The sequence below is a fragment of the Erythrobacter longus genome, from assembly GCF_000715015.1.
GTDB classification, from domain to species: domain Bacteria; phylum Pseudomonadota; class Alphaproteobacteria; order Sphingomonadales; family Sphingomonadaceae; genus Erythrobacter; species Erythrobacter longus.
Genome location: NZ_JMIW01000002.1, coordinates 54,592 through 78,591 on the forward strand (window position 1 = coordinate 54,592; position 24,000 = coordinate 78,591).

The window sequence follows — 24,000 nt, forward strand, 5'->3', positions numbered from 1 at the left end:
TGCTAACGGCATTCGCGTGCTCTCCGTTGGCGGCACAGTCGAATCTGGAACCCAGCACCCCCAGCGAGATTGAAGCGGGTCAGATCGAATTTGAGCGCGATGCGGTTAACCGTGACGCTCAAAAAGCGCCGCAAAGCATCATCGATGTGCCCAAAGGCTTAAGCGAGCCGCAGCCTGGCGTTTTTTCGGATGAGAAGTACCAGATCAATTCGATCATCATTTCAGGGAACAAAGCCCTGCCCGATGCCGATTTTGTTGATCTGATCGAAGAATACACCTCGCGCCCACTTTCGGACAATGACCTTGCGACCCTGGCGACCAGAATTGCCGTTAGAGCGCGCTTTAACGGATACATTTTCGCCACCGCCAGCGTGCCCAGCCAAAACCTCAACCTTGGCGTATTGAGGGTCACTCTGGATGAAGGAAGCATCGACGAAATCCGCCTCGAAGGGGCAAAGGATGCAGCGATTGCTCGCGCGCTCCAGCCGCTTGTTTCAGGCGGGCCGGTCACGCAGGCAGCGCTTGAACGAAGGCTCTTGCTTGCCGATGACATTTCCGGCGTCCGCATCCTTGACACGCAGTTTGAAAAAGAAGGCGGGCGCGGCGTCCTCATCGTGAAAACCAGCCGGTCACAGACGTCTGCCTATGCAGAGGTGCGCAACAACGGATCGCAGCAGGTCGGTCCCATTCGGGCGCGCATCGACGTTGATCTCAACGGTATCTTGAGTTCTGGCGATGAGGTGGATCTCTCATTCGGGACCACACCGCTCCAACCTGGCGAGCTGCAATTTGCGCGCGGTTCTTACAAAATCGTGGTGGATGCAAGCGGGTTGGAACTGGGTGCACACCTTTCCTATTCCCGGACTGAACCCGGCGCATTCCTGTCTGATAGTGAGATCGAAGGCCGTTTCTTGCGCGCCGGTGTCAGCGCCCAATATCCGCTTAAACGCAGCCGCGACCTTAGCGTTTGGGTGATCGGCGAATTTGAAGTGACCGAACTGGAACAGGACCGCGAAGGCGCCCTTGCCCGGCGCGACCGGGTGCCGACGGTGCGCGCAGGGCTTTACTCGCGTGGCAAACTGGCAGGGGGCCGGTTCAGCGGCAGGCTTGTCGCCACCCGCGGGCTCGATATTCTATCGGCAACCGACCCGGGCGATCCCCTTGCCTCGCGCGCTGATGCGTCCGCCCGGTTTAGCAGTCTTTACGGCTGGATTTCCTGGCAACGCCCGCTTTCCCAATCCTTCAGCCTTGCCCTTGGTGCACGCGGTCAGCTTGCAAGCGACCCGGTGCTTGCCACCGAAGACATCGGCATTGGCGGCACCTCTTTCCTTCGGGGATACGACTTTAACGAAAGGGCAGGCGACAGCGGCATCATGGGATATGGCGAGCTGCGTTATGACTGGCGCGGCAAAGGCTTTTGGCTGCCACGCGCCCAAGCTTACGTTTTCGCAGATGGCGGGGTTGTCGATAATCTGGAAGGCGGTTTTGGGAGCGGCTCGCTTGCGTCTGCTGGCGGGGGTTTGCGGCTCAACCTGACGCGCGATCTCGACTTTGACATGGAGCTTGCGCTTCCCCTTACAGGCGAGCGGCGCGATGGCGAGAGCGCAGGCCCACTGGTCAACTTGCGAGTTGGTCAGGCTTTTTAGAGTTTCTGACCCTAGGCGGCTTTCGCTTCGCCAGATTTCGCAGTCCCGTTAAGGAGCCACGCGGCAAGATCGCCCACTGGCATATCGGCCGCTCCAACGCCTAGCGCGTGGACAGCGTTGATCCGGTCACGCGGCGCTCCATCTGCCGGGTCTTCAAGAAACACCTTAGCCCCTGTCTGCATCAGAATTTGCAGGCCTTTGGCACCATCTGCCCCGGCGCCCGACAAGAGCCCCGCATGAACCGCGATGCGTGCGCGTGCGATTGATCCGAACAAAAGGTCAGCGCAAGGGCGAAGACCTGCGACCGGGTCACGGGCCGCAAGGCGCAAACGAGGCGGCGAACCGGCTTCGACGATGACGTGGCTTGCCTTGTCAAAGGCGAGATACACCTTGCCCGGTTCAAGCAACGCGCCGTCTGTGGCCTCTGCGACAGCGCATTTCGCGCTTGATTGAAGTTCAGCCAGAACCGGATCAACGCTTACGCGATCGGCATCAACCACGATCGTTGTTGGCGGGCAGTTTACAGGATAAGCAGCAATGACCTGCTTAAGCGGCTCAATACCCGCCTCACCGCACGCCATTACGACGGGGCTGCCATCAGGTTCGTAATTTGAGACCTCATCATCAGAATCCGCGCCTGCATCAGCTGGCGAAAGCTCGCCCTTTGCAGCCTTGATGACAATGTCGCCCAATTTGGCGACCGTTGCGTCAAACTCTTCCGGGGTCGTGCGCAAAGGCTTTGGGAAACAATGCACCGCGCCCAGCTCAAGCGCCTTTGCAGCTGTACCCGAGCCAGCCTGTGCGATGCTTGAAAGCATGATGACCGGCATCGGGCGTTTTTCCATGATTTCTTCAAGAAATTCCATGCCAGTCATCACCGGCATTTCAACATCGAGGGTGAGCACGTCGGGCTTCAATTCCGCGATCATCTCACGCGCTTCAGCAGCGCTGGAGGCGACACCGCAAACACTCACGCCTTTGGCATTTTCCAGGATCCCGGAAAACAAAGCGCGCATTGCGGCAGAATCGTCGACGACCATTACTCTTGTATCACGCATGGGAATTACTGTCCTGAAAACAATGAGTTAAATATTGCCTCAAGCCGCACAGTCTCTGCACAGCATTACGGCGTTAAGAGTGGCTAATCGCAAGCGGCCCAAGAATTCTTGTCATCGCGCTTAAGGGCTCGCGCTTAGATAGCCGCACAATCGGTCTTCACCCCTTGCAATTAGTCAAACGGTGAGTGCGGCCCGCAATCCAGAAGATGCGGCAATCAGAAAACTCATCGATCGAGGCCATTTCAGGTCGGAGCGCAAAGGCAAGGATGATGCTAAGATGAAAATTGCTCGCATGTCGAAACTGGGCGCAATGGGTCTGGTCGCGCTGCTGTTCCTTTCGGCGATTGTCGGCCTTGTAGGATTAAACACCATTCGCATCGGCGGTGAGTTGGATCGCGCCAAGACGCAAATGCATGAGTTCAACGCCGACATCAGCCCACCGCCCGCCTATCTGGTCGAAGCGTTCGCATTGGCGAATGTTATGGGCGTGCACCCGGAAAGCTATGATATTAATGACAAGCGTCTGGCTGATCTCGAAGCACAATATCGCGAGCACGCACAATACTGGGCTCAAAGCGACCTTGACGATGGTTTAAAGGCTGACCTTGCGCAGGCAGCGAACACCGATGCCGCAGAATTTTGGAACGTGGTGAACGATACGCTGAAACCGGCGGTTTTGCGCGGCGACGCAGCCACCACTGGCAAGGCTTTGGAGAATCTGCTCCGGATTTACCGCGCCCACCGCTCGAAGATCGATAGCCTGATCGAAAAAACAGCTGATAAACAAGCACAAGTTGAAGCGAGCAATAATAGCACGGTCACAATAACCCTCGGCGTGCTTGCGGTCATCATTCTACTTCTTATCGGGGCGTTGATTGCAGCATTGAACGTGCTTTCACGCAAGGTGCTCGTGCCGTTGGCTGATACAGCCACGACGATGGAAAAACTGGCTGGCGGTGACACCGACTACGGTCAAACCACCAGGCACCGCGATGATGAAATTGGCGCTATGACCCGCTCGATTGAAACCTTCCGAACAGCGATCAAGTCCGACAAGCTTCGTTCGAAAGAACAAAAGGAAGTGGTCGAAACGCTGTCAGAGGCGCTCAACCGGCTTGCTGCGGGCGATTTGTCCCACCGGATTGATGATACGCTGAAAGGTGAACAGGCCAAACTTCGCGACGCGTATAACATCTCAATCCAACAACTTTCGCGCATCATTGACGATGTGCGTGGCTCAGCCCGCAGTGTTAATATGGGATCAGATGAAATCCGCGCGGCGTCCGATGATCTTGCCACCCGCAATGAGCAACAGGCAGCAAGCCTTGAGGAAACGGCTGCATCCATGCGTCAGGTGACCGAGCTTGTGCGCAAGACCGCCACCAATGCAGGCTCTGCTCAAACGGCGATGAAAAAGACGCATGAACAGGTCAGCGATGGCGGCCAGGTTGTGACCAAGGCGGTCGATGCGATGGCTTCGATTGAAAAATCAAGCGAGGAGATCACCCAGATCATCGATGTGATCGAAGGGATAGCCTTCCAGACAAACCTGCTTGCCTTGAACGCCGGGGTGGAAGCGGCCCGTGCCGGAGATGCGGGCAAAGGTTTTGCTGTGGTCGCAAACGAAGTGCGCGCCCTTGCCCAGCGCAGTGCGGAAGCAGCAAATGACATCAAGAGCCTGATCTCCACCAGCACCACTCAGGTCAGTGAAGGGGTTACGCTTGTCGGCGAGACGGGTTCGCTGCTCGAGGGTATTCTTGAGAAAATCAGCTCAATGGCCGGTGAAATTGACAACATCGCGTCGATGGCGGTCACGCAGGCGACGAGCATTGAACAGATCAACTCCTCGGTGGATGCGATGGATCAGATGACCCAGCGCAATGCCGCGATGGTTGAGGAATCAACGGCGGCGGCCCGGTCACTCTCGGATGAAGCGGGACGCCTGCAGCAGATGGTGTCGCAGTTCCGCACTGCCAGCGCAGGAGAACCTCGCCTATCGGTGCAATCATCGCCTCAGGCACCGGCATTTCAAGCGCCTGCAATAAAGGCCCCTCCAAAGGCTGCTCCCCTAACAAAGCTGCCAGTGCCAAAGCCTGCAAACCCACCATCAGCGCCAGCCCCGGCTTTCAACGGCAGTCTGGCACTCGATCAACAGCCAAACGAAACCCTGGATGATCAGGATTGGAGCGAGTTCTAACTCGTCCACCCCGCCCCTTTAAAAGATGCAGCAGGTCATCCGCTCATGGAACCTGCCCAGTTCGGAGGATACGATGAACACAGTAATTCTTCCTGCCATTTGCGACCGCGCTGCGGCTCGATCGGTTTACCCCGAGCTGATCGGGTCGATCGGCGATGCCAAAGTCGCGATTGATGCAAGCGGCGTGGAGCGGGTTGGTCAATCCATGCTTCAATTGCTTGTTTCGGCTGCCGAAACAGAGGGCGGAATTGCTCTGAATTCCCCCAGCGAACCTTTCCTCAAAGCGATTTCTCTTGCTGGACTTCAGGGCACTTTGGGTGCCGATATTACAGACGCGGGTGCAAAATGAACGACGACGATATTCAGCAAATTTTCTTCGTTGAATGCGAAGAAGCGCTTGAAGCCACAGAGATGGGGCTGGATGCTTGCAAGGCAGGCACGCATGACAGTGAAACGATCAATGCGATTTTTCGCGGTGTTCACTCGATCAAAGGGGGGGCAGGTGCATTCGGTCATACCGCGCTTGCATCTTACACCCACTGTTTTGAAAACCTTCTGGGCGACATCCGCGAAGACAAGGTCGCGCTCACCCCGCAATTGACCGACCTGCTTTTGCTGGCGTGTGATTTGCTGCGCAATCATGTCGAGGCTGCGCGCGGTTCAGGGGATATCCCCGATGACACAGCCCTGATGGAAAAACTCGAAGCGGCGCGATCTGGCGGCGTTGAAACCATCGAGACAAGCACTGGCGAAATCACTGGCGACAGCATTGGCGATGACCTTGACCTTGACCTTGACCTTGATGCTCTTCTTGATGATCTGACCGGCGATGCTGGTGCAACGTCTGAGCCACAAGCTGAGGACGAGGCGCCAAGCTGGCTGGTGCACCTGCGCCCTCACGCAGCAGCCCTTGATAATGGCGGAGAGCCATTGTTGTGGCTGCGCGAACTCGCCAGCCTTGGCGGTATTTGCGAAGCGTGTGGACAAGCCGATATCCCTGGTCTGGACGGGTTCGACACCGATCAAGGGTACTTTGCCTGGACCTTCCGGATGCCGGGTTCAGTTGCCCGCGAGGATGTCGCAGAGATTTTCGATTTTGCAGGCGAAGACTGCGGCCTTTCGTATGACAATGATCCCTTGCCGCCGCTCAAGCTGCGTGCCGATACGCCGGCAGCACGGTCCAATGCGGCAAAGGAGGCTTCAAAGGCTGAGCCAGCGACAAATGCGCCGGTTGATAAGGCAAAAGATATTCGCACAGCTGCCCCGGCGCCGGAGGCTTCACCCGCTTCAACCGCTTCACCCGCTTCAACCGGAGCCGGAATTGCGCCTCCTGCGGCCTCCGCTGTCGCTCCCGACAAAGCTGAAACCAACTCCGAGGGTCAGGCACAAGAATCCAAGCCCCAGCCAGCTGCCACTTCAAATTCGGCCAATTCAAATCCCGCCACACAAAGCGTGCGGATCGATCTTGCAAAGCTCGACCGCCTCATCGACGGCGTAGGCGAGCTTGTGATCGCACAGGCGATGTTGGCGCAGCGGCTTGAGAATGAAAACTTCGCACATATCGAAGAGCTTGGGCTGCTTGATACGCTTATTCGCGATATTCAGGAGCACGCCATGGCCTTTCGCGCCCAACCGATAAGCTCGGTTTTTGGGCGTGTCCCGCGCTTGCTTCGTGAACTGGGCAGCAACACTGGCAAACACGTAAAGCTTGAGGTGTTTGGTGAGGGAACCGAGCTCGACAAAACCGTGATTGAACGGCTTTCCGAACCGATGACCCACCTTATCCGCAATGCGGTAGATCACGGGATCGAAGGGCCAGAAGACCGCAAGGCTGCTGGAAAAAACCCGGAAGGCACGCTCACACTGGCAGCTGAGCAAAAAGCGGGCCGCGTGGTCATTCACATCAAGGATGACGGGCGCGGGATCAACCGGGAAAAAGTGCTCGCCAAGGCGATCGAGAACGGCATCGTTTCAGAAGACGCCAACCTTTCCGATGATGAAATCTGCCAGCTGATTTTTGCACCTGGCTTTTCGACCGCAGCCGAAGTGACCAGTGTTTCAGGACGCGGCGTTGGTATGGATGTGGTGAAATCCAATGTTCGCGATCTGGGCGGCAGGATCACGATTGAATCGGTCGAAGGCGAAGGCACCACCTTTAGCCTCGCGCTTCCACTCACACTGGCCATCTCTGATGGAATGATCGTCCAGTCTGGCGATCTGTCGCTCGTAGTGCCGCTCACCCATGTGATCGAAAGCCTGCGCCCTTCCCCAGAAGATCTTAAAGGCGTGGGGACACAGCGAACCATGCTCAATGTCCGGGGCCGATTTGTGCCGGTAATCTCGCTTGGCGCGGTCACTGGTGCAAAGGGTTGGATTGATGATCCATGCAAGGGCGTGGTGGTTCTGGTCGAGACCGAAGGACACGGTCAGGCAGCCTTGATGGTCGATCTGATCACCGATCAACGCCAATTTGTCATCAAAAGCCTTGATGCCAATTTCCGCACCGTTGACGGGGTCGCAGGGGCAACAATCCTTGGCAATGGTCAGGTATCATTGATCGTCGATGTCGATCATATGGTCCGCGCCGCTGTCTCCCCCTCCTCATTAGCCATTGCGGCGTGATGTGATGGAACAGGCGCTCAGCAGACCAGCGGACGGATCAGTCGTGCCCGGCATCAGCCCGCAGCTCTACAAAGAAGCTGATTTTGCCAGGATTGCTGCTTTGGTGAAGGCCGAGGCGGGCATCATTCTGAGCTCAAAGAAGAAGATGCTGGCTTATTCGCGGCTGGCCCCGCTGGTGCGTGAAAGCGGCCTGCAGACCTTTACCGAGTACCTCAACGTGGTCGACCGCGACGTTGCGCACCGCAAACGCGTGATCGCCGCGCTCACGACCAATCACACCTATTTCAACCGCGAACCGCACCATTTTGAGCACTTCTCAGATGTCGTACGCCCCGATTTGATCGCGCGCAGCCAGTCAAAGGACAAGGTGCGTATCTGGTCTGCGGGATCGTCAAGTGGTGAGGAAATTCACACGCTTATGATGTTCTTGCTGGGCGAGGATAAGGCGAAGGGCAAAGCCATCGCAAGAGGCAACCTGCTTGTGCTGGCCAGCGATCTGGCCCCCCATGCGGTGAACGCAGCGCAAGCGGCAACATATGATGGCGCAGCGGTCAGCAAACTGCCTGACACTCTTCGCAAGGCGTGGTGCGATCCCATCCCGGGCGACCCCACCAACAGCGTCACCATTGCCAGGGAAATCACCCAATTGATCCGTTACCGCCAGCTCAACCTGCTGCGTGCATGGCCCTTCGATGCACTGTTTGATGTCATCTTCTGCCGCAATGTCATGATCTATTTTGATGAGCCGACCAAGGCCGAACTGGTCTTGCGTTTTGCGCGCCAGCTCAAGGTTGGGGGGTATCTCTACATCGGCCATTCCGAGCGCGTTTCCGGAGAGGGTGCGCGTCTGCTCAAGCCTGTTGGCGCAACAATTTACCAGAGGATTGAAGGATGACTATTCGCGTTCTTGTTGTCGATGATTCGGCCATGATGCGCGCCTTGATATCGCGCAAGCTCAATGACGAGGCCGATATCGAAGTCATCGCAGGCGCAAGCGATGCCTCAGAGGCGCGCCAGCTGATCAAGCAGCTTGATCCTGATGTTGTCACGCTCGACATCGAAATGCCGGGAATGGATGGATTATCGTTTCTTGGCAAAATCATGGCCTTACGCCCCACCCCTGTCATTATTGTATCGGGTTCAACCAGAGCCGGCACACAGGCAACCGCCCGCGCGCTGCAATTGGGAGCGGTCAATTGTTATGCCAAATCGACACGCGAACGCTCAATCCGGGACGATGATGGCGGCGAATTGGCCCGACTTGTGCGCGAGGCGGCCCGCGTCGTTATGCCAAAACCCAGAACAGGCGGGTCCAGAACAGATGAGCCTGCGCACAGCTCTGCACCCCGCATATCGCCTGCGCCAACACCGGCAGAGCAAAGGTCGACCACACCGCCCGCATTGATCGCCATTGGATCTTCGACCGGAGGAGTTGAGGCGCTGCATTCACTGCTCGCCGACTTTCCAGCCGATTGCCCGCCAACGCTTATTGTTCAGCACGTGAACGCGACATTCGCGCCAGCGATTGCGCAAAGCCTCGACAAAATCGCTGCACCAAATGTTGCACTCGCTGAAAGCGATATGCTGCTGCGGCCTGGCAATGTTTATCTTGCGCCGGGAGATCAAAAACATCTCGAAGTGGCGCGTGCAGGATCGCAAGGATTTCGCTGTGTGCTGCGACAGGGCGATCTGGAAACGGGTCACAGGCCAAGTGTCGACAGACTATTTGAATCGGTCGCCAAAATCGCGGACGAGCAAGCACTCGGCGTAATCTTGACCGGTATGGGCGAGGACGGTGCGAGAGGGCTTTTGTCTATGGCTCGCTCAGGCGCCTATACGATCGCGCAAGATCAATCGTCCTGCGTGGTGTTCGGCATGCCGCGCGCTGCCATAGCATTGGGGGCAGCCAAGGCGGTCTTGCCTCTTGGCAAAATCACCGCCGAAATCTTCGCAAATCACCCGGCACCAGGGCGCCTTTCTGGTGCCTCCGATATGGCTTCAAAAATTGCATCCTCTGCTCAGCCCCCTACCCGCGCAAGGCCAATCGGCTTGGGGCAAGCTGAGAGACATTTGAGCGCTAGCGGAGGAATTCATTCATGATAGCGACTTCCACGACATCAACCGTACGCACAGTCAGGCAGACCATCATGCAAGGCGAAGCGCGGGCTAGCGCTGATGAACGGGTGATCATGTCGACTGTTCTGGGCAGCTGTGTTGCCACATGCCTGTACGACCCCATTGCCCGCGTGGGGGGCATGAACCACTATCTTCTGGCAAAGCCGCTCGATCAAAGCGTTGCGTGTTCGGATGGGTCTTATGGGCTCTATCTGATGGAGCTTTTGATCAATGAAATGCTCAAACTGGGGGCTGACAAGCGGCGGATGAAAGCGCGTCTTTATGGCGGCGCAAATATGTCCGCCGGCCTTAGCCGTATCGGGTCCGAAAACGCGGCATTCGCGCGCCAGTTCTTGCGCGACGAAGCCATACAAACTGTGTTCGAAGACCTTGAGGGCAGCAATGCAAGGCGCATCGAATTCAGCCCTGTGAACGGGCTTGTGCGCGCGCGCACCGTCGTTGGTGAAGCCGTACCAAGCATCAAACCAATCAACCTCACTAAGGATAATCCACGGGGCGGCTCGCAAGGGCAGCTTGGTGATGTCGACCTATTCTAAAGATCAAAGGAGCACGTAATGGAAACAAATCAGCCATCAGCGCAAGATGCGTCATCATCGCAAGTCAGGGTCCTGACAGTCGATGACAGCGCCAGCATGCGCGCACTGCTGCGCGCGGCGCTGACATCGAGCGGATTTGAAGTAGAGCAGGCCGAAGACGGTCAGGAAGCGCTTGAATGGCTTGCGACCAATGAAGTTGATGTGGTGCTGACCGACATCAACATGCCGCGTCTTGATGGATTTGGCTTGATCGAGAAGCTTCGCGAAAGCGCCCTTCACGCAGAACGTCCGATCCTTGTCCTGACTACGGAAAGTTCGGACGAAAAAAAGATGCGGGCAAAGAATGCGGGTGCGACCGGGTGGATCGTCAAACCGTTTGACGCCGCCAAGCTCACGGCCGCCCTGCGCCGTGTTGCGCACTGAATACCTCACTCGCTTAAGTCTTTTGGAGCGACCTTGCCATGTCCTATGAATTGATCACTTTTGGTATCGCCAATCAGCTGTTTGGCATCGACATCATGACTATCCGGGAAATCCGCGCATGGTCGCCTGTAACGCGTTTGCCGCGTGTGCCAGACCATGTGGCAGGCGTCGTCAACCTGCGCGGCACGGTCCTGCCGGTTGTTGACCTTTCAATTCGCCTGGGTTGGCCTGCAACAGAGACCACTCCGCGTAACCCGATTGTCGTGGTTGAACACGAGGGTCAATCGCGCGGCCTGATCGTGCACGACGTCAATGACATCGTATCCATTGCTCAAGAAAGCATGCAGCAGCCCGATGCCGGATCGAACGATACCGTGACCCATTTCCTTGCAGGGATCGCACCGCTCGATGATCAGATGGTGATGGTGCTCGATCTCAAGAAGCTCATGGCAGCCGACGAGATAGAACTTGCCGCTTAAACATAACAAGACAACATCGGGCCTGCCTTTATGACACCTTCGACCTGTGACCTTCTCAAAGCTGCCGCTTCGTCTCTAAGGGTGATGGCAACTCAGGTCGAGAACCTGGGCGCTGAACTCGTGGTTGATCCCGAGGTTGCCCAGCGTCATCTGACCAGCCTGCAAAGCCTTGACCGGTGGAGCCAGGAACTGGTGCAGCTGGCCAATGTCATTTCGGCCGAAGATCGATTGGCCGCAGCCGATGACGTCACTTTAAGCGAGCTGCGCGACCAATTGCGCCAGGTTGGTTGAGGGCTCTCTTTTCAAAAAGCCGTCTTAAGATCACTTAAAAACTCGCAAGGGGCCAAGGTGCATTTCGCCGTGGCCCCTTTTGTGTATGTGGCATTCAGCTAGGGTCAGGACGGGGGACTAGATCAGGGACGCGCGGCTCTAAGGGATGCAGGCCTCAAGACGGGCACGATGCCTGTCTATCCGATAGGCGGACGACCTGGGCGCTGCTAGCCTTCGGGGCGGGTCCGCCGGTTTCATCACAATCAGGCTCGCCAGTAAGATGGTCGAATGTATCGCCCACCACGCGGTTCCTGCCGCCTCTTTTGGCGCGGTAAAGTGCCTCATCCGCGCGTTTGAAAGTCTGCGTGTAGTCGGATCCGGGGCGAAACTCTGCAACGCCAAAGCTGGCCGACACCTTTTCCCCATCGGGAAGGTCCGGGTGCTTGGCGCGCTCGAACCCGGTTCGCAAACGGTCCGCCAGAGCGTAGGCCCCCTCCTCTGAACAATTCCAAGCAACGACGCAAAACTCTTCGCCGCCGATCCTCCCCGCAGCGTCTCCGGGCCTGATCCGTTCGCCGATCAATTCCCCAAACCGGGTGATGACCCGGTCGCCAGCCGTGTGACCAAATGTGTCGTTGATCCGTTTGAAGTGGTCGATGTCTCCCACGATCAGGCTGACCAGGATGCGTTCAGATGCGGCGCGTGCCAGCATTTGCCTTGCCAGCAATTCAAATGCGCCGCGCGTTGGAAGCCCGGTCAAGGCATCCTGCGCCGCGACCTCTTTGGTTTGCTCCAACCGGTCGGTGATGATCGAAGCAATCAGGCACAGGGCGATAAGGGTCAACAAGGTCGCCAGGAAAAGTATGTGAAAAGCGCTTAAGACAGCCATGGCCGCATCCTGTTCCATAGGCGCAGACAGGACCAGAAAAGTGAGCGATGGTTTGACGAAGGCAAAGACACTCAGCGTTACGATCACCCACATTAAAGCAGTGTCAGCGAGGTTTCGTCTCGTTCCGTAGAACAGGCTCATCGCGATCAGCAAAAAGGCCGCCGCTGAATGGGTGTTTTGCACAAGGCGCATCGCGTCTTTCTGACCAAGCTCCATTGATAGCCAGATCAAGAAACACACCGGAACCATTGTGGCGGCGAAAAAACCAATCGGAACCTTCACCTCGGCGCGCTTTGCAATACCCCATAGCAAAGACAACATCGCTCCCATTGAAACGACATGATATGCAACATAGCCAAGTGCAGAATTCATGGCCTGCAAAAGCCAGATATTGATCGACACGCCGATTGCCAAAAACCCAAAGCAGGCGGCAAACGCAAGCACAGGTCTTTGCCCACGATCATTCCACCAAAGTGCCAGAAACACGAAAGTGAAGATCATCGAAATGACCGGCGTGATGAATGTCAGGATCGCTGTTTGCATCGCACTCTTTACCAATCGCCATACTATCGCAGGGATTGGTTAAAGGCCTCTTTGATGCAGTTACAGGCTTCGTACTTGGCGCATTTTGAGCGGAGTTTAAGACTCTTTATCGCGGTTCGAAACAGCAGCTTTCAAAACGGCGGTATTACGATTGCCAAAACGGCTGATTTGCCAGCCTCTAACCCGTTTGCCAGCCTCCACCCCACTCAAGCGCTTCGCAAACCGCGTTGATCTGGTTCTTGATCGACTGGCTTGGGTATATTGCAGGATGTGCGCTCAGCATTTTGCACCCGGTTACGCCCGCCTCCTTTGGCCTTGTAAAGAGCCCCATCAGCGCGCGCAAATATCTGTTCGTAGGTTTCGCCAAACGAAGCGGTTGCGACCCCGAAACTCGCAGTCAGGCGAATGTCAGCGCTCAGGCCCTCGTGAGAGAGCTGAGCAAAGGCCTGTCTGATGCGTTCGGCGAGGCGTTCTGCGGGTTCATTGGGGCAATTCCAAACCGCAATGCAGAACTCTTCGCCGCCAACCCTTGCTGCGGTATCACATCCGCGCACCATTTCACTGATGAGCCCGCCGAAGCTTGCGATCGCACGATCACCGGCCTGGTGCCCCCATATGTCGTTAACCTGCTTGAAGTGGTCGATATCGGCAATCACGAGACTAATCGGAACAGCTTCAGTGTGCGCCTTGGGAAGCAGGGTTTGCATGGATTGTTCGAACGCAGCGCGGTTGCGAAGGCCGGTCAATGGGTCCTGCTCGCTGGTTTCGCGCAAGGTTTTGGTCAATTCTGCAATCGTTGCGCCGATCAAAACCATCGCAGAGCCAACCGATTTCACACCCAGCACCAGACCGATAAGCGAATAATAGATGGAATCGCGATAAGCTGTCTCGTGTATGGACTGTTCAAACATCAAGGTCAGGTTGGGACGAACGAGGTAATCAACCGCTTGCAAGGCAACCACGGCAATGATCGCGTAATCGGCAAGCTCGCGGCGCCTTGCCATCAACAGTATGGCCAGTCCCATAATGTTCATCGCGCCATAAGCAGTGTTCACGATGATCAGTCTTGGCCCGACCTCCGGGGTAATGCTCACAGCCAAAGCGAGGACGAAGGCGCTAATCGCATAGATTCCCACCATGGTGGGAATATGCACGCGCTGGCCAACCCGCTCGCACGCCGAAGCAATCGAAACGATCGTGCCAAGGCTGTAGAAAAACTGGGTCGTGTGAAAAAGGTAGAACGCATCGGCTGGAAGGAAATGCGCTGCAAGAAAGCCGATCGCGAACAGGAAATAGCCGATCGCAAACCCAAGCACATGGCGCCTCATTCCCCCAAGCTTCCAGAACACCGCAAAGGTCGCTGCAAAGAGCAACGCCATCATGGGGGTCAGCATTCCAAGGATTTGAGCTTGCATCGGTTCGAACGTCTCCCGAACGCCTGTCGCTACGCAGATAAGGTTAATTCTCCCTTTCGAAGAACCCCTTAAACGGCGATCCATGCCGTGTTTTCTTCGCGGGATGCGCCCGGCCTTTGGCAAGCTCGCATTTTTTCCGGAGCCAGGGCTTCCTCGTTTCCAATGCCGTCTTGCCCCAAAGCGCTCTCGCGCCTATCTGGACGGGCAAAGCGACATTTCATAAATTTTCGACCCAAAGGACCCGCCCCATGGCTGCGCAATACGCTTTCGTAATGAAAGGCATGACCAAGAGTTTTCCCGGCGCGAACAAACCGGTGCTCTCGAACATCAACCTGCAATTCTACCAAGGCGCCAAAATCGGCATCGTGGGCCCTAATGGCGCGGGAAAATCGACCCTGATGAAAATCATGGCCGGGATCGACACCGATTTTTCGGGCGAAGCATGGGCTGGCGAAAACATCACCGTTGGCTATCTCCCGCAGGAGCCTGAGCTTGATGCGACCAAAACGGTTCTTGAAAACGTCAAAGACGGCGCGCGCGAAACCGCTGATCTGGTTGAGGAATTCAACGCTGTTTCTGCCCAAATGGCAGAGCCAGACGCGGATTTTGACGCGCTTGGCGACAAGATGGCCGAGCTTCAGGCAAAGATTGATGCGGTTGATGGATGGACCCTCGACAACCAGCTTGAAATCGCGATGGAGGCACTGCGTTGCCCACCTTCGGATGCGAGCGTCGAGAACCTTTCCGGTGGTGAAAAACGCCGTGTCGCCCTCACCCGCTTGCTGATCCAGAAGCCGTCAATCCTGCTGTTGGACGAACCCACCAACCACCTTGACGCGGAAAGCGTGGAGTGGCTCGAAAACCACCTCAAGGAATATGCAGGCGCCGTCCTGATGATCACCCACGATCGCTACTTCCTTGATAACGTGGTGGAGTGGATCCTCGAACTCGACCGGGGCACGTACTACCCCTACGAAGGCAATTACTCGACCTATCTCGAGAAGAAGGCCAAACGTTTGGAGCAAGAGAGCCGCGAGGAAAGCGGCAAGCAAAAGGCTCTGTCGCGCGAGCTTGAATGGATCAGGCAAACGCCTGCTGCACGCCAGACCAAATCAAAGGCACGTATCCGCAAGTTTGAAGAGCTTCAGGAAGCGCAAGCTGGCCGGGCTCCCGGTAAAGCGCAGATCGTCATTCAGGTGCCAGAGCGCCTTGGCGGCAAGGTGATCGAGGCCAAGAACATTTCCAAAGCTTACGGCGATAAGCTTCTGTTCGAAAACCTTTCTTTCATGCTGCCGCCGGGCGGCATCGTTGGCGTGATCGGCCCCAATGGTGCGGGCAAATCGACACTGTTCCGTATGATTACGGGGCAAGAAACGCCGGACAGCGGCACCATCGAAATCGGGGAGACTGTGCACCTTGGCTATGTCGACCAAAGCCGCGACGATTTGACGCCGACAAACAACGTGTGGGAGGAAATCTCCGACGGGCTCGATTACATGCAAGTCAACGGCCACGAAACGTCAACCCGAGCTTACGTGGGCGCGTTCAACTTCAAAGGCGCAGACCAGCAAAAGAACGTCGGCAAACTGTCCGGCGGTGAGCGCAACCGTGTGCACATGGCAAAAATGCTCAAGCAAGGCGGCAACGTCCTGCTGCTCGACGAGCCTACCAACGACCTTGATGTCGAAACCCTGGGCGCGCTTGAAGACGCAATCGAAAACTTCGCCGGCTGCGCCGTGGTAATCTCGCACGACCGCTTCTTCCTGGATCGTCTGGCGACGCATATTCTGGCGTTTGAAGGCAATTCCCACGTCGAGTGGTTCGAGGGCAACTTCGAGGCTTACGAGGAAGACAAGCGCCGTCGTCTGGGCGATGCAGCGGATCGGCCTACGAGGTTGGCTTATAAGAAGCTGACTAGGTGATAGTCTACTCAAAGAGTAAAATCACTTTGCATTCTCTTTCCCCTCGTGCATGAGTTCGCAGATGGGGGAAGAAAATCCACGGCTCGTAGTTCGGATTGATACTAAGAACCCAATAGAGTTGCGCGATTTTGTTGGCGCATTCATTGGGATAGGGAATCAATTCGAGGTACAGTACGCTCGCGAGCATGGGGTGTCCAAAGGAACCGCGCGGTTCTTCGTGCACGAGGTGCGCGAAGGTTCTATAATCGCGGAACTTGTTCCTTACTTTTTCCGGCGAGCCTAGCTGCTGGCGGGGTCTTGGCTGCAATAGCGAATGCGAACGAGCTGATTTCGTTCGTCAAAAACATCAAGTCGGGCATCGGATTTCTTAAAAGGCCGAGTGGACGGCTCCCTGACGCATCGAAGAGCGAATTGGGGGACTTTCTCCGGACTGTGCAACCTGTCGCTCACGACAGCAATGGCACTCTGAGCTTAGCTGTATATGAGAACGACGATTGCCGTGTCGCTTTTCAGTTCGACACCCGCGAAGCCCGTGATGTCGAGGCAAATATTTTGGCGCAGACTGCTGAAATGAATCAGACCGAAGATGCAGATCACAAGAGGGTTTTGATGGTTTTCACTCGCACGAATGTTAGTCATGCGCAGACAGGAAAACGTTCGGGAGAATTGGTCGAAATCGAAACGCTTAACTCGCGACCCCTTCCAATCGTTTATGCTTCTCGGCTTGCTGAAGAACGAATCCGCCATGAAATCGCCGATGGCGACGATAATGTCTATAAGAAGGCGTTCGACGTCGATGTGAATGTCGAAATGCGTGCGGGCAAGCCTATCGCTTACCGACTTGTCGCGGTGCACGATGTCATTGACCTGCCTGACGAAGAATAATGCTTGCAACTGCCATATTGCTTACGGCGATGTGGCATAAGCGTTTATTCCCACCACCTCGTCACCCCGGACTTGATCCGGGGTCCAGCTTCTTCTCTTCGCGGACAACCTCAAAAAGCAAGCTGGATCCCGGCTCGGGGGCCGGGATGACGGGAGTGGCTCCTCACCCCCCAAACGCGGCATCCATCGCTGCCTGCGCGCTTTCGGTTAGCTCAACATAGGTCATGCGGTGGTCGGTCTTATGCGCGATCCGGCGAACCGCGCCCTTTTTCTGGAGCGCCTCCAGATACCGCAAAGTCGTGGTCGGCGCGATGCCGCCTGTCAGGCCCAGAACCGAAACCGTGACCGCTCTGCCCTCTTTGCCCGCTTCGTAAAGCTCAAGCATCAAAGCCGCTTCGGGCTTTAAACACGTGGTGAGCCCAAGCGCACCAGAGAGCGCTGCGTCGCGTTTCTTGAGCGTTGAAAGAGGTGTGGTGCCCTTCTCTGATTCAAATGAAGCACCGGGAAAACTGTTCTGTAAAAACGATTGCATTACCCGCACCTTACTCGCGTAAGAATGTTTATCCGAAGGTAGGATCGTCCTTCGTTTATAACGTAGCTGCACCGTGAAAAAAGCATCATAGCCGTTCCATGAATCCGGGCAAGCCTAATGCGCTTTTCCCCTAACCCCAAATTAACCAGGCACAGCTAACACGGCCCTTCGATTTTCCGGGGGTTTCATCATTTGCGCGAGTTGCTGCTCTTTTTCTCAACACCATTGTTGACGTTGATCTTTGCGACCGCGTTCCTTGTGATCTGGAGCCGGGACAGGGGGCGGATGGAAAATCTGGCCTTGAGCATTGGCTGGCTCCTGTTGACCTCGGGCTTTTCGATCTCGCTTTTGAGCCCTGACCATTGGGGCCGCGCTATTCCTGCGATTACCCACGTGCCCTACGCTCTGTCCGCGGTCGCGATGTCTTGGGGCGTGCTCACCCGCATCGGGGTAAAGCCGCCGATTGTCGCGCAATTGTGGATCGCCTTCACCGGCTTTGCGACGTTAATGCTGGTGCAAAATGTGGGCAATTCGATCGTCGCTGACATTTACATCACCAATCTGACGTGCGGTGCGATGATGATGCTGACTGCCCAGCTGTTTGCGCAAGGTGCGGGCCGCGATCTGGTTGAGCGATTCCTGCTCGTGATGCTCGTTCTGACCGCAGCGCAATTCTTCATTCGCCCGGTCGTATCCTTCATGTTCGATGGCCCGATTGCCGCTGAAAGCTACCGCCAAAGCGTCTATTACTTCGCGTTCAACTGGGTCTTTGCCTTTGGCTCTGTATTGTTCGGGCTGGCGCAGATTTCCGGTTCGGTAAAAGATCAGGTGACCGCGCTTCAGGATAAAACCTCGCGCGATGATTTGTCTGGCCTGTTGCTCAGGGGCGAGTTTGAAGCCCGGGTCGAGGCCGCCCTTGCAAGAGCCAATGTCGAAGGCGTCAACACCGCGCTTGTGATTGGCGATATCGACCACTTCAAGCAGGTGAATGACATCTGGGGACATCTCGCAGGTGACGCAGCGATTGCGGCTTTTGGCAAGATGACCGAGGCCATGATCCGATCAAGCGATATCGCAGGCCGGGTTGGCGGCGAAGAATTTTGCATCCTTGTGTGGAATGCGGATGAAGACATTGCCGCAGGCCTTGCAGAACGCTTGCGCATTCGCACCAGCTCGCTGGAGATCGGCAACACATCCCTCGATGTGCGGCTTACGGCCAGTTTCGGTGTCGCGCAGCAGGAAAAAGGCGAAGGGTATCGCGGGATCTTCGCAAGAGCCGACAGCGCGCTCTATGCCGCCAAGCAGGCCGGGCGCAACTACGTCAGCCGCGACAGCGTGGTTTCTAAATCTGCATCACAAGCAAACGCCAAGAGCGCCGTTCAGCATCAGGACCGCGTTTCTCAAAATGGCGGTAGCCCGGAAAAGATCAGCCTTAACGATGATTTAACGCCCAATAGCGAAAGATACGCAGGTTAGATGATCGAAAGATCGAGCGTTGGAACGACCGTGGGGACGAGCGATGACCGAACAGGGGGCAATTTTGGAAAGCTTAGGCGCAGTTGATCCAGTCCTTATCCTGATCATTGGAGTTGCGATTGGCGTGGCTGCGACGCTGGGGATGCGCCAATTGACGCGTGGCCCGCGAAAGACAGCGGACCCTTTGTCCGGCCTGTTTGCAAGAGAAACGCTCGACACCCAACTCGCACAATTTGCTGACCCTGTTGCGGTGTCTGAACGCAAGGACAGAGAAGCCTCAGCCTTCAGAGCCAAGATGTTCGCCCGGCGCGTGACCCATCCATCCGAAACAGCCGACGTGCACCCTCACCGCCCCCCTCATTTGGCCGACCGCTATGACCACGCAGCGGTGCTTGCACACGTTGCCAAGGTTATGCGCGCGGGCACGCATTTGGACGAGGAGGCGCCTTACCAAACCGCCGCAGAAGGCGATGATGACGCGGGCGATTGGGAAGAAGTGCTGCTATTGCCTGCGCCCGCTCATTCACCGCAAGAAAACGCGGCTGCCAAGGCGGCCTAAGAGATGGCGGCCTAAGAGATGGTGGCCTAAGAGATGGTGGCGCGCCTAGGGCGAGACCCAGCGTCCCGTCCAATTCCCCGCCTCATCCTTTGCAAACTGGGCTCTGACATGGCCGGTATGCGCCAGATATAGCCAATCCAGCTCAGCCAGCTCGACCAATAGCACAGCGAAGTTTTCGCGCGCGGGGACCAATTGTTCATCGGTTGGCTCGTGCCCCTCAAACTCAGCGGGAAGGCCCGATGTCGGGGTATCACTTGCCGCCCCTGGCCCCTCGCCCATGTAACACCGCCGCGCAAAATTGGTGCCGTTGTCCCATGCGGTTTGGGTAAGCGGATCATCGCGCAAGATGAGCCCTTTGCCCCTCACGCGGATCTGGATTTTTGAACCCTTGTCATAAAACAATACCGCCATGCGCGGGTCAGCCTCGACCGCTGCCACTTTGGGGGCGCGGGTGTCGGTATGAAAGCGCAAGGTCCATGCCGATGAATTAAACTCGCGCAGGACCATGCTGCGCACGTCCACATCGCTTGTGACGACAGCCGGCACATGCATGGGTGAACGCCGATCTTTGGCCGCGCGGACAAGGCGCTGTTTGAGGTCGGTTTCGACTTGGTCAAGTGTTTCGAACATAGACAAGGGGCCATTGAGGCTTTGACCGCTCTCGTCAAGACGGCCACATTCAGGTCGTTCATTTTGAAGGCGTCGAACATGAACGGGAGCCTAAACGAGTGGTTAAGCTTGCGCTCAGCGTTTCCGCTCTAGACAGGTTTCAACGAGGCATTCGATGGCTCGTAATCAACAAGCCGTAAGTGGTGGGGCGGCAACACTGGAAGGCATTTCTCATGGATTTAACGCAGTTCTTGCGAGGAAGCGCTCTATCGGCCTTGGCCATAACGCTTGTCTTTGTTGCACCTGTTGAAGAAGCGCAAGCCGAAGTGCTGGCCGTGTCAGCATCGGCTGCGACCGAATTTCAGCCAGACAGAGCGGATCGCCGCAGTGAACGCCGGGCCAACCGTGGGGAACGCCGGGCCAACAGGCAGGATAATCGCCAAGAGCGCCGCGCAACGCGTTCTGAACGCCGCCCTGAACAACGCTCCGAAAGGCGCGCGAACCGGGACCCGCAAACGCAGGACCGCGCAGATCGCTGGGTTAATCGCGGTGACCGCGCGCGCCAGAATGCGCAGCGTAACGCGCGTGCGGACCGCGTAGATCGTCGTAGTGAACGCCGGGCCGACCGGGTCGATCGCAGCAGTGAACGGCGCGCGGACCGGGTTGAACGGCGCGGTGACCGCACGGCGGACCGTTTGGACCGGCGTGGCAATAACCGCGCAGCTGACCGGGTTGATCGGCGCACGGATCGCCGGGCAGACCGAGTGGAGCGCCGGGGTGACCGGCGTGCGGATCGGATCGAGCGTCAGGGTGACCGCCGCGCGGATCGGGTTCGTGATGGCCGCTTTAATGATGGCCGGGTAAACCGCCGGATAGACCGCGCTGAGCGCAGGGGCTTTCGCGATGGCGTCCGCTCTGAGCGGCGCGCTGATCGCAGGGATGATCGCCGCATCCGCAACGACCGTGGTTTTTATCGCAACGACCGTGGCTGGCGTGATCGCAGGTTCGCTTATGGCCGGGGTTACCGCGATGGTCGCAGTGACTTCCGCCGCTGGAACAATCGTGGCTGGCGCAATGACCGTCGCTTTGGCTGGAGAAACTGGCGCGGATCAAACCGCGATATCTTCCGCCTTGGCCGCTATCATGCGCCGTTTTATGGCCACCGCTACAACCGTCTGAGCGTAGGTTTCTATCTCGATAACCTGTTCTTTGGACAGCGGTATTGGATCAACGACCCGTTCGCCTATCGCCTTCCGCCCGTCTATGGCCCCTATCGCTGGGTCCGGTATTATGACGATGTGGTTCTGGTCGATGTTTACACCGGCGAAGTGGTCGATGTGATCCACGATTTCTTCTGGTGATGACCGGAAGCCAAGACCTGAGTTAAGTCGGGTGCAAGTGGATGGAGAACCCCCGAAGGAGCCAATTCTTCGGGGGTTTTCTTTGCTTCATCCCCGGTGCTAATCATCCGGTGGTATGGCGACGACACAAAACATTCCTGACCAGGACGCGCTGAGGCGCATGGGCAAACAAGTGCGCGAGCGATTGGCCGCTGACCCTCGGGTTTATAAGATCGAAACCGACAAGGTCGAATTGTTCGCAGTCGGCGACTTTTTGACCCCGGAAGAATGTCAGCGCCTTTGCCTGATGGTCGATGAGACCGCCCGCCCCTCATCCTTGCACGAGATCGGCTATGACAGCGGCTTTCGCACCTCTTATTCGGGCGACCTCAACCCCCATAACAGCGTTGTGAAAGAGATCAGCCAGCGCATCGACAACCTGCTTGGGGTCAAAGCAATCGTGGGCGAGGCCATCCAAGGCCAGCGCTATATGGAGGGGCAAGAGTTCAAGCCGCACAATGACTGGTTTTACACCAGCGAAAACTATTGGAAGGGCGAACGCAAACGCGGCGGTCAGCGCAGTTGGACAACGATGGTTTTCCTGAATGAGGTCGATAATGGCGGCGAGACGCATTTCACCGAGCTTGGCATCAAGATTGAACCCAAGACCGGCGTGCTGCTCATCTGGAACAATGCGCTACCCGATGGGCGGCCCAATGAATCCACCATTCACGCAGGCACGCCCGTGTTGAAAGGCACTAAATACATCATCACCAAATGGTATCGCACACGCAAATGGAAGTAACCGGGCGAAAGTCGCCTACGCCTTCGCCAATGCTTCCTCGATCAATTTGCGGGTCGGCTCCACACCGTACAACGCGATAAAGCTGCCCATGCGCGGCCCCTGCTCTGATCCGAGCAGCGTTTCGTAGAGCGTCTTGAACCAATCGCGCAGGTTTTCAAAGCCATAGGCCTCGTTCTTGCCGATTTCATAGACCATGGTCTGCAAGGTTTCCGCGTCCGCATCCGCTGCGGCTTCGGCCAGTTTCGCATCCAGCTCGCGCAAGGCATCCACCTCACCGCCTTGGGGAGCGCGCTTTTTCAGCGTGGGCACGATAAAGTCGCGGGTGTAGGCAACCGCTGCTGTGATCATCCGGTCGAGATCAGCGTTCTTCTCTGTCTCACCGAGATAACTCGCGACATAATTCGACAGGTTTTCCGCCGTCGCCTCCGCACCCAGCACGCTCGCCAAGTTCAACAGCAGGCCAAAGCTCACCGGAACCGTGTCCCCAGCGCCGGGTGCCTCAGCGCCCGCAAGCGAGTGGTTGGCGCGCAGCAAGTGCCAAACAGGATTGCCCAATTGCTTGTCGAGCGGTTGTTCGGCCAGACGCTCCCGGAATTGCCAGTAGTCATCAACCGCGCGCGGGATGACACCAGTGTGCAGCTGCTTTGCGCTTTTGGGATTGGGGAAGATGTAGAAGCCAAGGCTCTCTTCGGTCCCGTACTCCAGCCATTGCTCAATCGTCAGGCCATTGCCTTTCGACTTGGAGATTTTCTCACCCTTTTCATCGAGGAACAGCTCATAGATGAGCCCCTCAGGCTTGTTCCCGCCAAGGACACGCGCAATCTTGCCAGATTGCACGCCAGTGTCGGTCAAATCCTTGCCGTACATCTCATAATCAACGCCCAGAGCGACCCAGCGCATGGCGAAGTCGACCTTCCATTGGAGCTTGGACTGACCGCCAAGCGCGCTTTGCTCGATCACCTCGCCGTCTTCATCGGTGAAGCGGATGGTGCCAGCGTCGGCATCCACGACTTCAACCGGCACTTGCAGCACAACGCCCGACTTGGGCGAGATCGGCATGATCGGCGAATAGGTCGCCGCGCGCTCTGCCCGCAAGGTGGGGAGCATAATGTCGAGGATCGCCTGATTGTTGCGCAGGACATTTTTCAACGCATCATCGAACGCGCCTGTGTTATACCGGCTGGAGCTGGCGATAAATTCATATTCAAACCCGAACCGGTCGAGAAATTCGCGCAGCATCGCATTGTTATGCGCGGCAAAACTTTCAAACTTTTCAAACGGATCAGGAATGCGGCTAAGCGGCTTTCCAAGATGCTCGGTCAACATCGCCTGATTGGGCAGGTTTTCGGGCACTTTGCGAAGCCCGTCCATATCATCGCTGAACGCGACCAGACGCGTCGCCTCACCTGTCAGCGCCTCATAAGCGCGGCGCACGAAGGTGGTGCGAAGGACCTCTTGGAACGTGCCGATATGCGGCAGGCCTGATGGGCCGTAACCCGTCTCAAACAACACCGGCTCACCGTTTGGTTTTCCGTTACCGCCCTTCCCATGCAGGCGCTTGTGCAGGCGCTGGGCCTCCTGAAAAGGCCAGGCTTTGGAAGAACGGGCGGCTTCGATCAGTGCGGTGTCAGTCATAAGGTCGGCGCATATCGGCATGG

General features: G+C 56.8%; 22 protein-coding genes. 16 read left to right on the plus strand and 6 right to left on the minus strand.

Annotated elements, in window-relative coordinates:
- Nucleotides 1-26 precede the first annotated feature (26 nt).
- Nucleotides 27-1,646 (plus strand): ShlB/FhaC/HecB family hemolysin secretion/activation protein, encoded by a 1,620-nt coding sequence (locus tag EH31_RS06180; protein ID WP_034959207.1) that lies wholly within the window; start codon nt 27-29, stop codon nt 1,644-1,646.
- An 11-nt stretch (nt 1,647-1,657) separates the two neighbouring features.
- Here the strand turns inward: EH31_RS06180 and EH31_RS06185 are convergent, their stop codons facing one another.
- Nucleotides 1,658-2,704 carry a chemotaxis protein CheB gene (locus EH31_RS06185; RefSeq protein WP_034959209.1) on the minus strand — a complete coding sequence of 349 codons (1,047 nt, stop codon included), beginning with the start codon at nt 2,702-2,704 and terminating at the stop codon, nt 1,658-1,660.
- Between the two features lie 277 nt (nt 2,705-2,981).
- Between EH31_RS06185 and EH31_RS06190 the strand changes: the two genes are divergently transcribed.
- The 9 genes from EH31_RS06190 to EH31_RS06230 all read left to right on the plus strand — a co-directional run bounded on the left by EH31_RS06190 (nt 2,982) and on the right by EH31_RS06230 (nt 11,388).
- Entirely contained in the window at nt 2,982-4,901 is a 1,920-nt protein-coding gene (locus EH31_RS06190; protein WP_152553486.1) for a methyl-accepting chemotaxis protein, read from the plus strand.
- A gap of 73 nt (nt 4,902-4,974) precedes the next feature.
- Nucleotides 4,975-5,250, plus strand: coding sequence for an STAS domain-containing protein (locus tag EH31_RS06195; RefSeq protein ID WP_034959211.1), 276 nt, complete (start codon nt 4,975-4,977; stop codon nt 5,248-5,250).
- Entirely contained in the window at nt 5,247-7,523 is a 2,277-nt protein-coding gene (locus EH31_RS06200; RefSeq protein ID WP_034959212.1) for a chemotaxis protein CheA, read from the plus strand. Before EH31_RS06195 ends, EH31_RS06200 begins: the two co-directional genes overlap by 4 nt.
- Nucleotides 7,524-7,527: 4 nt before the next feature.
- A complete protein-coding gene (locus EH31_RS06205) occupies nt 7,528-8,418 on the plus strand; it encodes a CheR family methyltransferase (RefSeq protein ID WP_051699023.1) in 891 nt (296 codons plus the stop codon).
- Entirely contained in the window at nt 8,415-9,623 is a 1,209-nt protein-coding gene (locus EH31_RS06210; protein WP_081853263.1) for a protein-glutamate methylesterase/protein-glutamine glutaminase, read from the plus strand. Before EH31_RS06205 ends, EH31_RS06210 begins: the two co-directional genes overlap by 4 nt.
- The gene (locus tag EH31_RS06215; protein WP_034959213.1) at nt 9,620-10,195 is read left to right on the plus strand and encodes a chemotaxis protein CheD; all 576 of its coding nucleotides are present in this window, start codon (nt 9,620-9,622) and stop codon (nt 10,193-10,195) included. The genes EH31_RS06210 and EH31_RS06215 overlap by 4 nt, the downstream gene beginning before the upstream one ends.
- Before the next feature lie 18 nt (nt 10,196-10,213).
- Nucleotides 10,214-10,618 (plus strand): response regulator, encoded by a 405-nt coding sequence (locus tag EH31_RS06220; RefSeq protein ID WP_081853264.1) that lies wholly within the window; start codon nt 10,214-10,216, stop codon nt 10,616-10,618.
- A 38-nt stretch (nt 10,619-10,656) separates the two neighbouring features.
- Nucleotides 10,657-11,097, plus strand: a complete 441-nt coding sequence (locus EH31_RS06225) for a chemotaxis protein CheW (RefSeq protein ID WP_034959214.1) — start codon at nt 10,657-10,659, stop codon at nt 11,095-11,097.
- A gap of 30 nt (nt 11,098-11,127) precedes the next feature.
- Nucleotides 11,128-11,388 (plus strand): hypothetical protein, encoded by a 261-nt coding sequence (locus EH31_RS06230; protein WP_152553487.1) that lies wholly within the window; start codon nt 11,128-11,130, stop codon nt 11,386-11,388.
- 154 nt (nt 11,389-11,542) lie between these two features.
- Here the strand turns inward: EH31_RS06230 and EH31_RS06235 are convergent, their stop codons facing one another.
- Both EH31_RS06235 and EH31_RS06240 read right to left on the minus strand, forming a co-directional pair.
- A complete protein-coding gene (locus tag EH31_RS06235) occupies nt 11,543-12,799 on the minus strand; it encodes a GGDEF domain-containing protein (RefSeq protein WP_034959217.1) in 1,257 nt (418 codons plus the stop codon).
- 206 nt (nt 12,800-13,005) lie between these two features.
- Nucleotides 13,006-14,214, minus strand: coding sequence for a GGDEF domain-containing protein (locus EH31_RS06240; protein WP_051699024.1), 1,209 nt, complete (start codon nt 14,212-14,214; stop codon nt 13,006-13,008).
- 248 nt (nt 14,215-14,462) lie between these two features.
- Here EH31_RS06240 and ettA point away from each other — a divergent pair, with 248 nt between their 5' ends.
- The gene (gene ettA / locus EH31_RS06245) at nt 14,463-16,136 is read left to right on the plus strand and encodes an energy-dependent translational throttle protein EttA (protein WP_034959218.1); all 1,674 of its coding nucleotides are present in this window, start codon (nt 14,463-14,465) and stop codon (nt 16,134-16,136) included.
- Nucleotides 16,137-16,706: 570 nt separating this feature from the next.
- On the plus strand, nt 16,707-17,021 hold the full coding sequence (locus EH31_RS06255) for a hypothetical protein (protein ID WP_206742014.1): 315 nt from the start codon (nt 16,707-16,709) through the stop codon (nt 17,019-17,021).
- Between the two features lie 163 nt (nt 17,022-17,184).
- Here the strand turns inward: EH31_RS06255 and EH31_RS06260 are convergent, their stop codons facing one another.
- A complete protein-coding gene (locus EH31_RS06260; RefSeq protein ID WP_051699025.1) occupies nt 17,185-17,553 on the minus strand; it encodes a helix-turn-helix domain-containing protein in 369 nt (122 codons plus the stop codon).
- 228 nt (nt 17,554-17,781) lie between these two features.
- Here EH31_RS06260 and EH31_RS06265 point away from each other — a divergent pair, with 228 nt between their 5' ends.
- Entirely contained in the window at nt 17,782-19,029 is a 1,248-nt protein-coding gene (locus EH31_RS06265) for a GGDEF domain-containing protein (protein WP_206742015.1), read from the plus strand.
- Between the two features lie 43 nt (nt 19,030-19,072).
- Nucleotides 19,073-19,588, plus strand: a complete 516-nt coding sequence (locus EH31_RS06270) for a hypothetical protein (protein WP_034959222.1) — start codon at nt 19,073-19,075, stop codon at nt 19,586-19,588.
- 45 nt (nt 19,589-19,633) lie between these two features.
- Here the strand turns inward: EH31_RS06270 and EH31_RS06275 are convergent, their stop codons facing one another.
- Nucleotides 19,634-20,218, minus strand: coding sequence for a PNPOx family protein (locus EH31_RS06275; protein ID WP_034959223.1), 585 nt, complete (start codon nt 20,216-20,218; stop codon nt 19,634-19,636).
- Nucleotides 20,219-20,430: 212 nt separating this feature from the next.
- On the opposite strand from EH31_RS06275, the gene EH31_RS17950 reads away from it, so the two are divergent.
- Both EH31_RS17950 and EH31_RS06290 read left to right on the plus strand, forming a co-directional pair.
- A complete protein-coding gene (locus tag EH31_RS17950) occupies nt 20,431-21,558 on the plus strand; it encodes an RcnB family protein (RefSeq protein ID WP_081853265.1) in 1,128 nt (375 codons plus the stop codon).
- Nucleotides 21,559-21,673: 115 nt separating this feature from the next.
- On the plus strand, nt 21,674-22,342 hold the full coding sequence (locus tag EH31_RS06290) for a prolyl hydroxylase family protein (RefSeq protein WP_034959226.1): 669 nt from the start codon (nt 21,674-21,676) through the stop codon (nt 22,340-22,342).
- A 15-nt stretch (nt 22,343-22,357) separates the two neighbouring features.
- Here the strand turns inward: EH31_RS06290 and EH31_RS06295 are convergent, their stop codons facing one another.
- Nucleotides 22,358-23,977, minus strand: a complete 1,620-nt coding sequence (locus EH31_RS06295; protein ID WP_034959227.1) for a lysine--tRNA ligase — start codon at nt 23,975-23,977, stop codon at nt 22,358-22,360.
- Nucleotides 23,978-24,000 lie beyond the last annotated feature (23 nt).